Source organism: Candidatus Binataceae bacterium, from assembly GCA_035650475.1.
Lineage (GTDB): Bacteria > Desulfobacterota > Binatia > Binatales > Binataceae > JAKAVN01.
Genome location: DASRHP010000012.1, coordinates 352,378 through 365,623 on the forward strand (window position 1 = coordinate 352,378; position 13,246 = coordinate 365,623).

Below are 13,246 nucleotides of genomic sequence, written 5' to 3' on the forward strand. Positions count from 1 at the left end.
CGGAGGGCCGCGCGATGGCCGAATACGAGACGCTGATCTACGAAAAGGTCGAGGAGCGGATCTTTCGGCTTACGCTCAATCGTCCCGAGAAGCTCAACGCGCTGTCGCAGAAGCTGCTGCGCGAGTTCGAGGCCGCGATGGACGCTTTCGAGGCCGAGGCCGCGGCGAGCGTGCTGATCATCCGCGGCGCCGGCCGCGCCTTCTGCGCCGGCTACGATCTCGCTGCCACCCAGCATCCGGGCTCGACCTTCACGGTCTCCAGCGATCGCATCTCGTTGCATCGCACGATCGAGCGATGGCAGAGGCTGTGGACGTTGGGCAAACCGACCATCGCGCAGGTCCACGGCTATTGCCTGGCCGGCGGCACCGAACTCATCGGCCATTGCGACATCGTCTTCGCCAGCGAGGACGCCCAGTTCGGCCATCCGGCCGGCCGCTCGCTCGGCATCCTGCCGACCCTTTCGATGTGGCCGGTGCTGATGGGTCCGCGCAAGACCAAGGAGTATTTCTTTACCGGCGATCTGATGTCGGCGCGCGAAGCGCTGCAATGGCATCTGATCAACCGGGTCTTTGCGCGCGAGCGCCTGGAGGAGGAGACGCTGGCCTACGCGCGGCGGGTTGCGATGGTGCCGGTCGAGCTGCTCGCGCTGCACAAGGCGGCGGTCAACCGCTACTACGAGGTGGTGGGGATCCGCGCCGCCGAGCAATCGGCCGCCGACCTCGACTGCATCGCCCATCAGACCGACGCGGTGAAGAACTGGATGAAGGCCAGCCGCGAGCGCGGCCTGAAGGCCGCCCTGAGCGAGCGCGATCGACCATTCGCACGCAAATAGACCATCCTGCCGCAGCCGTCCGCCGCGTCACGCTGACCACGGTAGCGCTCTAATGCGACGGCCAGTCTCGGCCCGGCATAGTTGCGCTCCACTCTGCCGCTGTTGCATCTGATCACGCCTTATGTGGGGCTCCCGCGCACCTCGCTCAACGTGAGGAGAGGCTGATAAATGCTGCCTCAATAAAGTTCAGTGCGACATCGGGCATGGAGCTTGCTGTTTAAGGTGCGCAATGAGTCCGCGCTCAAGCCCAGAGATGGCGACTTCGGGGAGGTGGTTCGTGGACGCACAACGCATAGTCAATGCCTCGGTCTCCGAGCCGGATATAGATATGAACCGGGCTGCGGGTCTGCGCGCGCGCGGCTCGCGGCTGATGGCCGCGCTGCGATGGTTGCGCCCGTCGCCATACATGATTGATACTCCGCGTCGCTCGGTCGATCGCGAGCTTCAGGAATACGAATACTCTGATAGCTGGCAGTAGCGCACGCAGCGCCTGCAAGACACGCACTCCGGACGTGCTGTCGCGCCGGCGACGCGTCGTCTGACCCGAATACTCATCCATCGTGGAATACCGGCCGCCGACAGGCCCGGTCGGCGTTCACCACCTCGTCGATTTCTGGCGGCTGTATAGAACTCGACCCTCCGCGAAGGCGGAAGCGCGCGTCCCGCACTTGATAATCCAGGTACGAGCGCGAGACACCGCGCCGCACTCGAGACCTCGCTACGCTGACATATCTTCCGTCCGCATCAGCTTAGTCTTTCTTCCCGACCGCTGAATGGGATGGCATCGCTATTGCCGAATCTCGTGATTCGGCACCGTGGCGGCGTTCCCGACCCGCGATGCCACACGGCTATGCCAATTGCAAGATTGAATCAGAGCGCCGCGCTCTGGCGTCTCATATGGATATTCGCCGTGCCGCTCGGGCTGATCTTGTCTGCGGCTGCGCGCAATGGTTACGGCCAAACCGCGGACAGCCGTCAGGGAATCGACGCTGCAATGGCGCAACTTACGCGCACCGTCAGTCATCCTGGCTTCGATCCCGGAATGCTCTCGTCGGCGGGTCGCAACCTGGTCAACATTGCCCAGCGATGGCACGCACTGCGTGGCAAGTCGCTGACGACGGCGGAGCAACCGGCGAAGTTTCCGGCCAACCTGGCCCACTCCAAATACTCCGGTTTCACCCAGAGCGGAACTTCCACCGCATGGTGCGGGCGCAGCGCGGTGATCGCATTCAATGACACCGGCGCCGAGGTGGCGACGATGTCATCCGGACGCGGCATCAGCGCCGACGGCTACGCGGTGTCAGGCGACCACGGAACTTCTTTCACTTACATGGGATCTCCGGCGACGCCGAACGATCCCAACACATTCATGGCGGGCGAGCCGGCGGTGGCGTGCACGAGCCGCGATAATTTCTTCCTGGTTTCGACCTGGCTCGATGGCACCAACGCAATCTCAGGAGTAAGTCTGTCGCGTTCAGTTGACGGCGGCCGCAGTTTTGCGGCGCCGGGTGTGATCGCAGGCGCGCCCCTAACCACCCATCTCACCGATCGGCCCTGGATCGCGGTCGATCCAAACGCGCGCAACCGCCTCTACGTGGTTTACACGGACCTGGACTTTACCGGCTCCCTATGCGGAATCCTCGATGATACGCCGATTCCGCGCTACGCGATTGAACTGGTCAGCTCGTCCGACGGCGGGGTGACATGGAGCGCACCGCCGGTCGTGGTGGGCGAGGTATGCGCCGACGCCGAGCACAGCTTTGCCTTCGTCAACGGCGCCCAGGTCGCGGTGGGGCGGAAAGGCGAGGTTTACGTGGCATGGGAGGCCTTCGGCGTCAACAGCAACCCGCGCGGCGAGACGTCTGCGGTCCTCAATTCCACCGATCTCGGCCGTGCCATCCATTTTGCCCGCTCGCTCGATCACGGCGCCACTTTTTCAGCCCCGCTGTCGGCGACTACGGTCAATTGCGCGGGTGACTGTACCAACTGGCAGGGGCTCTTCCGCAGTAATGAGTATCCTAGTCTTGCAATTGGTAAAGGGCCTTATAATCAGACGAAAATCTACCTCGCATGGAACGATGGCAACAAGGCAGTGGCTGACTCGTTAAGCCCCTCGGGGTTCTACCATTATACCGACATCATGATCATCCGGTCGGCCGATGGCGGCGCCACATGGTCAACACCCAAACGGGTGAACAACAATCCCGAAGCTAACGGGGCGTCGTTAACCGACCAGTTCGAACCTGCGCTGGCGACCGCCGCCGACGGCCGGGTCGCGGTATGCTTTTACGACCGCAGGAATGACCCGAAGAACTTCCTCATCGATCGCTACTGCGCGGCATCACAGTTCAACGGCCCCTGGACTAACACCCGCATCACTTCGAAAAGCTTCCCGGTGCTCATCGGACAGGACCTCCTGGTTGCGGCCGACGATATGGGCGATCACGACGGACTCGCCTCCGACTTCAACAATAGCTACCCGGGCTTTCTCGGTGGCTTCGCAACCAACGCCTCCGGCAATCCGAGCGTAAGGGTCAATAGATACTGAGCGCGGACGCGGGGACTGGCGCACCGTCGCCACCGCCAGACGTAGCGGCTGCAAGCTCCTGGCGGTGTCCCAATTTGCATACGGTAGCAACCGCCGGGCGAACACTCGTCGCCGGCCGAGCGTCTCAGGTCCGGAACAGTGTTCAGCACGCCTCAGCTGTTGTCCGCAGAACTGAAAGGATTTCATCTGCAGCCGTCCGTGGCATCGGAAGTGCTGAACATCCGGTGAGCGCGCCATCACGCGCACCGGAATGGAAGCTGCCCACGCATACTCGCCGCGCCCGCGCGGCAGTCAGATCATCGTGGTACTGGCATTGGCGCTGCCTGCTCTGCTCGGCGCCCTGGCGCTGGGTACTGATATCGCAGTGCTCTATTACAACTGGCACCTGCTCCAGAGCGCCGCCGACTCCGCCGCGCTCGCCGGCGCGAGCTACTTGCCGGGATACCCGGCCCTGGCGGTCTCGAATGCTACTGCCTACGCGCAGCGCAACGGCGTGGCCAGGGACGAGATCGTCTCAATTAGCATCGCATCCGATAACCAGTCATTGACCGTGAGGTTAACGCGTAGCGTTCCGTACCGCTTCGGCGTCCTGCTCGGACTGTTCGGGGGGCGCGTGACCGCGCGCGCGACCGCGCGCCTAAAAACGGTCGGTGCCGCGCGAGGCGTCACGCCCATCGGCATTGATTATCGAACCCGCTACACCGCAGGCCAGGTGGTTACTCTGCTCGAAGGACGAGTCGGGCCGGGCAACTGGAGCCCGCTCGGACTCGGCGGCAGCGGCGCGGCCAATTTTCTCACGAATGTTGAATACGGATATCAGGGATCGGTTGCGGTCAACGACTGGCTCGCGACTGAACCAGGAATCAAGGCGGGGCCCGTAGGGGAAGCCTTCCAATACCTGATCGACCGCGGGCGCAGCATGGACCCTGGCGGCACCTTCTCCAACCACACGCGCAACGACCCACGCGTGCTGATCGTTCCGATGGTGGACTTCAGCAGCATCAATGGGCGTGACGAGGTGCCGGTTAAGGGGTTTGCGGCGCTGTGGCTGGTTGGCGTCAACAGCAAGAACGACATCCAGACTTACTTCATCAGCGAGGTGGCCCCACACAGCATACCAGACTCAAATGCGATGAACTTCGGTGCCTACAAGGCAGTGCTGGTTGAGTGATCTACGGAGCATAGCCGGCCAGAGCCGGATCAATTGGAATGAGAGGAGAAAAGGCAATGCAAGTGAGTATCAGGATGATCGGGTGGATTACTCGAAGGCGCGACGGTCAGACCATGACCGAGTATGCGCTCATTCTCGCCGCCGTCGCGATCGTCGCCTACGTCACCTACAAGGTGATGGGCCAGGACATCGGCTCGATGGTGAGCAAGATCAATAGCGCGCTGCTGGCTGCCTGAGTGTGTGCCGGTCGGGCGCCGACGGAGACAGGAGGGCGACAATGAAGAGCAGCGGTGCGTTGCGCAGGTGGATAGTTCGCGGCTCGCTGGGGCAGACGATGACCGAGTATGCGCTGATTCTGGCCGCCGTCGCGATCGTTGCCTACATCACTTATCAGGTGATGGGTCAGGACATCGGCTCGATGGTGAGCAAGATCAACAGCGCGTTGCTCGCGGCCTAAGTGGTGCGGCAGCGCAGGAGCGCCGACGTGAAAGCATGGCGCGCGACGGCGAAGGTCGGCAGGCGTTGACCGTCCTGGTGGCGGGTGACGACGCGTCGCAGCGCAGCAAGGTCCGCGCCACCCTGCTCGCGCTCGAGGAGCCGCTGCTGGCGGTAGTGGAGGAGGGTGTGGAGGGCGACGTTGAGGCCGACGTCGCGATGGTCATCGTGGGCGAAAACAAGGAGGCGGCGCTTGCCCGCTTGGAGGCGCACGCCCGGCGCCGTCCGCGTCCGGCCGTGTTCGCTCTGCTGAGCGAGCCGTCCGAGCCGCTGATTCGCCGGACGCTCAACGCGGGCGCCGACGAGGTTTTGCTCTTTGAGCCGCCCCAGCCGCAGGCCTGGATGCGCGCGCTGCTGAAGGTTGACGAGCGGCGCGCCGCTCAAAGCAAGGGACGGGGCGCGATTGTTTCGTTGGCGAGTGTGACCGGTGGGGTCGGCCTGACCACGCTGAGCGCCAACTTGGGCCTGGCGCTTCTGCGCACCACGGGCGGGCGGATCGGGATCGTCGATCTCGACCTGCAGCAGGGCGGTTTGAGCGTGGCGCTCGGGGTTAAGCCCGAACGAACGATCCTGCCGCTGGCCGCCGTCGCCGTCGACAAACTGGATCCGGGCGCCCTGGAGGCGGCGCTCACACGCCATCCGACGGGGCTGTACCTGCTGGCCGCGCCCGGCCGGATAGAGGAGAGCGAGCAGGTCTCGGACACCACGGTTGAGGCCGTGCTCGAGCTGATGGAACGGCTTTTCGACTACGTGGTGGTTGATTGCGGCCGCCACGTCGACGGCAATACCGCCGTTGCCCTGGAACGTTCGCGCGAGGTGCTTTACGTGCTGCGGCAATCGGAGGGCGCGGCGCGCGGCGCGCTGCGCTTTATGGATTTGCTCGGCCGCCTGCGTATCCGGCGCGAACCGCGCCTGGTGCTCAACTGCTACGACCCGCGCAGTCCGCTCACCGAAGCGCGATTGGCGGCGGTGGTGCGCCGTCCGATCTATGCGCGCATCCCGCGCGACGACCGGCTGTTGGAGCAGGCCGCGGTGCTGGGCAGGACGCCCTGGCAAATTGCGCCGCGCTCGGCGTTGGTACGCGCTTACGAGAAACTGGCGCAGCGCCTGAGCGGCGCGGAGCAACCGAAGGATGAGCCCCACACCGCTCATCCCGCGGGTGTCATTGCCCGGCTGCTGAGCGCGCTTGGAGCCCGCGCCTGAGGGCATGTTTATGAAACTGAGCGAGCGAATTTCAAAGATCAACAAGGAGGCGATGCCGGAGCATCCGGGGTCGCTCATAAGCGTTGCGCGCCATCGCAGGGAGGAGGGCCCCGACGCTTCGCGCGAGCTCAAGATCAAGGTCCACAACCGGCTGTTCGAAACGCTCGACATCTCGCGTCTGGAGGCGCTCGAGCCGGCGCTGATCACGGCCAAGGTCGTCGCCGCCATCCAGGAAACTCTCGACGAGGAGGGCAGGCTGCTCACCGAGGCCGACCGCGCGCGCCTGATCGACGAAATCAAGGACGAGCTGCTCGGCCTGGGACCGCTGGAGCCGCTGCTGCGCGACGATGAGGTGACCGACATCCTGGTCAACGGCCATTCGCAGGTTTACGTCGAAAAGCGCGGCAAGCTGCGCCACACCGAGATCAGCTTCCACGACGATCAGCACCTGATGCTGATCATCGACCGCATCGTGGCCCAGGTGGGACGACGGATCGACGAGGCGTCACCGATGGTGGATGCGCGGTTGCCCGACGGCTCGCGCGTCAACGCGATCATTCCGCCGCTGGCGCTCGACGGCCCGGCACTCTCGATCCGGCGGTTCGGCCGCAAACGCTTCTCGATCGGCGACCTGCTCGCCCGCGAGAGCATCTCGGCGCAGATGGTCGAGCTGCTCAAGGCGATGATCCGCGCGCGGCTCAACCTACTGGTCAGCGGTGGCACCGGCTCGGGAAAGACCACGCTGCTCAATTGCCTTTCGAGCTTCGTGCCCGAGGACGAGCGTATCGTCACGATCGAGGACTCGGCCGAGATCTCGCTCCAGCAGCCGCACGTCGTGCGGCTGGAGAGCCGGCCGCCCAACCTCGAGGGCAAGGGCGAGGTGACGGCGCGCGACCTGGTGCGCAATTCGCTGCGGATGCGCCCGGACCGGATCATAGTCGGCGAGGTGCGCGGCGGCGAGGTCTTCGACATGTTGCAGGCGATGTCTACCGGCCACGACGGCTCGCTGAGTACCATCCACGCCAACAGCTCGCGCGAGTGCCTGGGCCGGCTGGAGATGATGATGCTGCTGTCGGGTTTTGCGATTCCGCAGCGCGCGATGCGTCAGCAGATCGCCTCGGCCGTCAATGTGATCGTCCACATCGCGCGCCTGTCCGACGGCTCGCGCAAAGTGATGAAGATCTCCGAGGTCACGGGGATGGAGGGCGACGCGATCATGATGCAGGATCTGTTCGAGTTTGTGCGCTCGGGCATCGACGCCTCGGGCAAGGTGCTAGGCGAATACCGCAGCACTGGCATCCGTTCGACTTACGCGCAGCGCATCGAGCTGGCCGGCTACAAGCTCGAGCTGCGGCCGACGGGGAGCGATTGATCCCGCTGCTGGCGGCGCTTTCTGTCTTCTTCCTACTGACCGCGGTCGGCGTGCACCTGGTCCGGCGCAGCCTCGAGAGCGCCGAGGCTGCGCAGCGCTTGGAGCAGATTACCCGCGGCGTACCGGCCGCGGACGAGTCGCTGCTGCGCTCGGTGCGCCGCACGCGCACCCGCGGCCCAGCGCTGCCACGCCTGCCCGCCCTGCGGCGGCTGGAGCAGACGATGTGGCAGGCCGGGATATACGAGAGCGCCTCGACGTTGGTGCTGCTGATTGCGGCACTGTTCGCGCTGGGGACCGCGGCTGCGATGCTGGTGGCGGAGGATGCGCTGATCGCCTTCGGCACCGGCTTTGCGTTGGCGCTGTTCCCGCTGTTCTACATTCGGATCCGCCGCAAACGTCGGCTCAACGCCTTCCTCGGCCAGTACCCGTACGCGTTGGATCTGATCAAATCCTCGCTGGAGGCCGGGCACACTCTGCAGCGCGGCCTGCAAGTGGTCGGGGAGGAGTTCACCGATCCTCTCGGCGGCGAGTTTCGCACCGTGGTCGAACAAACGCGCCTCGGGCTGGCACTCAATCAGGCGTTGGCCGACATGCTCCAGCGCGTGCCGCTCGACGATCTGCGGCTGTTCGTGGTCGCGGTTAAGGTGCAGAGCGAGGTCGGCAGCTCGCTCGCGCAGATCGTCGCGCGTCTGGCGGAGATCGTGCGTACGCGCCAGCATCTGCACTCGCAAATCGAGGCGCTCACCGCGCAGTCGCGGTTGAGCGGGATGGTGGTCGGGCTGCTGCCGGTGGTGGTGCTCGCAATGTTCAGCATCATCCAGCCCGGCCATACGGAAATGCTGCTGTTCGATCCGACCGGCCGGCAGATTCTCAAACTCGCCCTGGGACTGGATATCGGCGCTTTCCTGATCATCCGCCGCATCCTCAACGTCAACTACTGAGCAGCGACGAGGGATGCGCTGTATGGCGAGGTTTGAACCGTGACTCCGTTGGCGGCCAGCCTGGTCATTTTCGTGTTGTTGAGCGGTGCGGCGGCCGCGATCTACATGGCGGCCTCGGCCGAGCGGCGGATGACGCAGGCGCGGATGGCTGAGGTCGCCCTGCGTGCGCGCACCAGCGCCGCCGTCATGGCCGGCCTGTCGCCCGCGGATCGGCGGGTGACCCGGATGCTGCTCCAGTGGGCGGTGGGCAGGATTCCGAAAACGCCCGCCTCGCCGGCCGCCGCGAAGACGGCGCAGCTACTGTTACGCGCCGGATTCACCGGCGCATCTGCGCCCGCCGCCTTCCAGGTCGTAAAAACCTCGACGACGGCGGGAGGCGTGCTCGCCGGCGCACTGACCGCGCTCATACTGGACAGGAGCGGCGTTGACCTTGTGCTCTATGCGATCCTGGGCGCTGCGGCCGGCGCGTGGCTGCCGACGTACTATCTCTCCAAGCGCGCTGCCAAACGCCAGGCCGAGATCGCGCGCCAACTCTCCGATGCGCTCGACTTGCTGGTGGTGTGCGTCGAAGCGGGGCTCGGCCTGCTCGAGGCGATCAAGGTTGTTGGGCGCGAAACCCAGGCGCAGAACCTCGCCATCGGGCATGAACTCTCGATGGTTTCGGGCGAGGTCAACGCGGGCGCCTCGCTTGGGCAGGCGCTGCGCGCGCTGGCCGAGCGCACCGCCGTGAGCGATATCAAGCCGCTCGCCGCCACGCTCATCCAGAGCGAGCAGCTGGGCGCGGCGATCGGTCCCGCCTTGCGCTCGATCTCCGATGCGATCCGTATCCGGCGCCGGATGCGCGCCGAGGAGGCGGCCCAGCGCACGACGATCAAGATTCTTTTCCCGCTCGTCCTGATGATTTTGCCCGCGATGCTGCTGATCATCGTCGGCCCCGCGATAGTGCAGACGATGCGCACGCTGAGCTCGTAGCCGCGCGGCTCGTCGTACCTGCCCTTGACGCCGCCGGCTCATGGCAATATCCAAGGATCTATGGGCAACGCGGTCGAAAAACAGCGCGCCCTCGAGTTGTGGAACGAGGGCGTGCGCCATCACATGCGGGGCGACTTTGAACGCGCGATCGCGCTGTATACGCGTTCAATCGACGCCTGGCCAACGGCCGAGGCCTACACTTTTCGCGGATGGGCTTACAATTTTTTGGGCCGCGTCGATGAGGCGATCGGCGAATGCCGCAAGGCGATCGAAGTGGATCCCGACTTCGGCAACCCCTACAACGACATCGGCGCCTACCTCATCGCCAAGGGCGAGTTCGACGAGGCGATCCCGTGGCTGGAGCGGGCCAAGCGGGCGGCTCGCTACGAGCCGCGCCATTTCCCATATATGAACCTGGGCCGGCTGTACGCGGCGAAGGGGATGGTGATGCAAGCCATCCGGGAATTCGAACAAGCGCTCGAAATCCAGCCCGGCGAGCCCCTCTGCGAAGCCTTCCTTTCCCGACTCAAAGCGACGCTCAACTGACGCGCTACCATCGCCAGCGCCACCCCAGGGAGGCACACGATGCTCAAGATTGGCGATCCGGCTCCTGAATTCAGCCTGCCGGCTCACGACAGCACGACGCTCACGCTCGGCGGCCTGCGCGGGCGCAGAGTGCTGTTATGGTTTTTTCCCGAGGCCGACACCCCGGGCTGAGCGCTTGAAGGGCGCGGGTTCCGCGACCATCAGCAGTACTTCGACGACAACGGCATCGTAATCCTCGGCGCGAGCTTCAACACCCCGGCCGAGAACGCCGCCTTTGCGGCCAAATACGGCTTCGGCTTCAAGCTCCTGAGCGACTCGAGGCGCGAGGCCGCCGCCGCCTATGGCGCCTGTGACGATCTCAAGGCGCGCTATCCCGAGCGGATGAGCTTTCTGATCGGCGCCGACGGGCGCGTCGAGCGAATCTACGGCCAGGTCGATCCGCGCGACCACGCCGCGCGTGTACTGGCTGACGTGCTCGGCATCTAGCGCTGCGCGGGCGGGCCGCGTGGGCGCCGCGCTTGCCGTGGACCTGTGCTGTGCAGCCGCGCTGGTCCGCACTTTGCATCGGCGGCTTGGTATGAACTCGCGCCGGCTTATTCCTCCCGTTCGCGCGCCAGATGCCGCACATGGAGGAAATCAGCGGATTCGGGACAACTCTTCCGATGCCTACGACGCGCGGCCGGCCGGCGGGACCGCGCCGAAGGGGCTAGCGCCCGCTGATGAGCCAGACCGGTGGCTCGCAATCGAACGGCTCACGCTCGGCTCCGAGCAGATCGGCGGGATGCTGGTCGCGTCGGGGCCGATGCGACGCGTGATGTACACGGTCGCGCTGCTCGCTGCGGACAACTCGCCGGTCCTGATCGAAGGCGAGTCGGGCACCGGCAAGGAGCTGATCGCGCGCATGCTCCATACGCTCCGACCGGAACCGCGCGGCCCTTTCGTGATCTTTAACTGCTTCAACGCCGAGGAATCGCTTGCCGCTGCCCAGCTCTTCGGTCATCTCAAGGGGGCCTTGCCGGGCGCGGTCGAGGATGCGGCGGGATGCCTGCGCAGGGCCAACGACGGGGTGCTGTTCCTCGACGAGGTCGGCGAACTGCCGCCCTCGTTGCAAGCGAAACTGCTGCGCGTGGTCGAGACGCACGAGGTCTGGCCGGTCGGCGGCATGCATCCGGAGCACGTCGAGTTGCGCTTGATCGCGGGGACGAGCCTCGACTTGCGCGCGATGGCGCGGGCGGGGCGATTTCGCGACGACCTCTACTATCGGCTCAACGCCGCCGCTATTTCAGTTCCGCCGCTGCGCGAACAGCGCGAAGCGATCGGCGCACTGAGCGGCCACTTCATAGCGCGGGCCAACAGCGCCTTCGGACGCCGCGTAAATCTGATTTCGCGCGACGCCCTGCGGCGGCTCGAAGCCTACGACTGGCCGGGAAACGTTCGCGAGCTGGCCCAGGCGATCCAACGAAGCGTATTGCAGTGCGAAGGTGAGGGGCTCGACGTCGCGTCGCTGCCCGATTATCTGCTCGCGCCGCCGGACGCCGCCGCGAGACGATTGCCCGCCCGCCCCGCGCCACCCGTTGCATCCGTAGGGGAGGCTGCGCACTCGCCGGATCATCATCAGTGCGCCGGCGAGGCCGAAGGACCGTATCCGCTCGCGCTCGACGAGGTAATCAAGCGCACATTGTTGCGCTCGCTGCGCCAAACCGAGGGCAATCGCCAGCGCGCAGCCAGCTTGCTCGGCGTCTCGCGCTCGACGCTGTACCGGATGCTCGCACGCTATCGGCTCGGGGGCTTCGGCCGCGGCCGCGGCGGCGCGCTGCCGCCGTCGTAGGCGCTCCCGCCTATGGTTAGCGCATGATCGAGCCCAGCCCTCCGGGCGTGGTGTATTTAGAGATGCTGCGCCATTGCTGCGGCACCTCGCTATTGATGAGGACGTCATAGCCGTGGCCGTCGGCGGGGCCGGAGAAGGTTGCGTGTTTGTTCTGGACGTCCCAGATGTGCGAGATATGTGCGCCGCTGGAGTTCTGCGGTCCGGCGCCGGGAACGTCGATCACGATCGGCTGATCGAAAACAAACTTCCACGGCCGCATCCGGACGTCATATAAATCCTCCCACAGCAGCCCGTAGAACTGCTTGTCGATGTACATGATGCGTTTGCCGTAGCAGTAGCCCCGCCTGTGCGCGGGCAGTCGGCGCACATCTATCACCCACGCATCCCGCACTTCCCATTTTCCCCACGACGGCTTCGGCCATCCGAGCGGCATATAGTAATTGCCGGGGAAATCGCCGCCGGCGGTGCCGAAGTCCTCCAGCGTCAGCACCTTGCGCTCGCCGAGCAGTTTGGCCTGGAAGAGGGTGATGTTGCCGTTGAACCCGAAGCGTCCGTCGTCCGGGGTGGCGTCGGAGCCGTTGCTGGCGCATCGCGCCGCCGAGGCCACCGGCTCGTAGCGCCGGAGCGCGGGGCGAAAGGCGTAGATCTCCTGCGGCCGTGCCGGATCGGTAAAGCCGATGGTCAGCGTTGCGCTGTACTTTTCCTGCTCCGGCTCGTAAACCATCGCCCACATCGTGAAGAACTTGCCTTCGCCGCCGGCAATCGTCGCCGGGATGCCGGGATCCGTATTGAAGGAAAGCTGGCGATAAACCCACAGGCTCTTGATGCAGCTGATCGAGCGATAGGAATCCTCGGTGCAGAAAAAGCCCAGATTGTCCTGTGAATTGACTACCAGGTGGGGAATGTAGCGATACCAGAAATCCGCGAGGATTTTCCATCCGCGATGCGGCGTCGCTGGATTGGGAAAGGGTTCGCCGCCCCGGTAGTTAGCAACCATGAAGCCGCCGTCTGGAAGCATTCCGAGCTGGACCTGCGAGGCATATTTCTCGGTCGCATCGAGATAGCCCTTTGGCAGCGGATGGATGACCGTCGGGCCAACGTTGATTAGTACGTCCCGCGGCATCTTCCAGAAGTACTTGCCTTCGAACAGCGAAATCATCCCGTCCGGCATGTACTGTTGATAGTCACGCCAGTTCTGCATCGTGATCGTGGTGCCGGGGGCGATAGCGGGAAGTGCGGGCGCAACCGCTGGGTCACCTGCTGCCGCGCCGACCCTCACGGCGTACAGCAAGGCTGCGAGCGCCAGGGCTGTGGTCAGACGAAGTTGTATATCCATT

Annotated in this window: 14 protein-coding genes; 13 read left to right on the forward strand and 1 reads right to left on the reverse strand. The window is 64.9% G+C overall.

The window, feature by feature from the left end; all coding sequences use genetic code 11:
- Positions 1-14 precede the first annotated feature (14 nt).
- The 13 genes from VFB33_13180 to VFB33_13240 all read left to right on the forward strand — a co-directional run bounded on the left by VFB33_13180 (position 15) and on the right by VFB33_13240 (position 11,909).
- A complete protein-coding gene (locus VFB33_13180; GenBank protein HZO82640.1) occupies positions 15-833 on the forward strand; it encodes an enoyl-CoA hydratase-related protein in 819 nt (272 codons plus the stop codon).
- A 328-nt stretch (positions 834-1,161) separates the two neighbouring features.
- Positions 1,162-1,311 carry a hypothetical protein gene (locus VFB33_13185; GenBank protein ID HZO82641.1) on the forward strand — a complete coding sequence of 50 codons (150 nt, stop codon included), beginning with the start codon at positions 1,162-1,164 and terminating at the stop codon, positions 1,309-1,311.
- A 516-nt stretch (positions 1,312-1,827) separates the two neighbouring features.
- Positions 1,828-3,381, forward strand: coding sequence for a sialidase family protein (locus tag VFB33_13190; protein HZO82642.1), 1,554 nt, complete (start codon positions 1,828-1,830; stop codon positions 3,379-3,381).
- A gap of 250 nt (positions 3,382-3,631) precedes the next feature.
- On the forward strand, positions 3,632-4,552 hold the full coding sequence (locus tag VFB33_13195; GenBank protein HZO82643.1) for a pilus assembly protein TadG-related protein: 921 nt from the start codon (positions 3,632-3,634) through the stop codon (positions 4,550-4,552).
- A gap of 56 nt (positions 4,553-4,608) precedes the next feature.
- Positions 4,609-4,788, forward strand: coding sequence for a hypothetical protein (locus VFB33_13200; protein ID HZO82644.1), 180 nt, complete (start codon positions 4,609-4,611; stop codon positions 4,786-4,788).
- A 41-nt stretch (positions 4,789-4,829) separates the two neighbouring features.
- Positions 4,830-5,009: a hypothetical protein gene (locus tag VFB33_13205; protein HZO82645.1), complete on the forward strand. Its 180-nt coding sequence runs from the start codon at positions 4,830-4,832 to the stop codon at positions 5,007-5,009.
- Between the two features lie 35 nt (positions 5,010-5,044).
- Positions 5,045-6,250: an AAA family ATPase gene (locus VFB33_13210; GenBank protein ID HZO82646.1), complete on the forward strand. Its 1,206-nt coding sequence runs from the start codon at positions 5,045-5,047 to the stop codon at positions 6,248-6,250.
- Positions 6,251-6,260: 10 nt separating this feature from the next.
- Positions 6,261-7,622, forward strand: a complete 1,362-nt coding sequence (locus tag VFB33_13215; GenBank protein HZO82647.1) for a CpaF family protein — start codon at positions 6,261-6,263, stop codon at positions 7,620-7,622.
- The gene (locus VFB33_13220; protein HZO82648.1) at positions 7,619-8,563 is read left to right on the forward strand and encodes a type II secretion system F family protein; all 945 of its coding nucleotides are present in this window, start codon (positions 7,619-7,621) and stop codon (positions 8,561-8,563) included. Before VFB33_13215 ends, VFB33_13220 begins: the two co-directional genes overlap by 4 nt.
- Before the next feature lie 39 nt (positions 8,564-8,602).
- Positions 8,603-9,535, forward strand: coding sequence for a type II secretion system F family protein (locus VFB33_13225; protein ID HZO82649.1), 933 nt, complete (start codon positions 8,603-8,605; stop codon positions 9,533-9,535).
- Between the two features lie 60 nt (positions 9,536-9,595).
- Positions 9,596-10,081, forward strand: a complete 486-nt coding sequence (locus VFB33_13230) for a tetratricopeptide repeat protein (GenBank protein HZO82650.1) — start codon at positions 9,596-9,598, stop codon at positions 10,079-10,081.
- A 39-nt stretch (positions 10,082-10,120) separates the two neighbouring features.
- Positions 10,121-10,567, forward strand: a complete 447-nt coding sequence (locus tag VFB33_13235; protein HZO82651.1) for a peroxiredoxin — start codon at positions 10,121-10,123, stop codon at positions 10,565-10,567.
- 295 nt (positions 10,568-10,862) lie between these two features.
- Positions 10,863-11,909: a sigma 54-interacting transcriptional regulator gene (locus VFB33_13240; GenBank protein HZO82652.1), complete on the forward strand. Its 1,047-nt coding sequence runs from the start codon at positions 10,863-10,865 to the stop codon at positions 11,907-11,909.
- A gap of 16 nt (positions 11,910-11,925) precedes the next feature.
- Here VFB33_13240 and VFB33_13245 read toward each other — a convergent pair whose 3' ends face one another.
- A complete protein-coding gene (locus tag VFB33_13245) occupies positions 11,926-13,245 on the reverse strand; it encodes a DUF1329 domain-containing protein (GenBank protein ID HZO82653.1) in 1,320 nt (439 codons plus the stop codon).
- Position 13,246 lies beyond the last annotated feature (1 nt).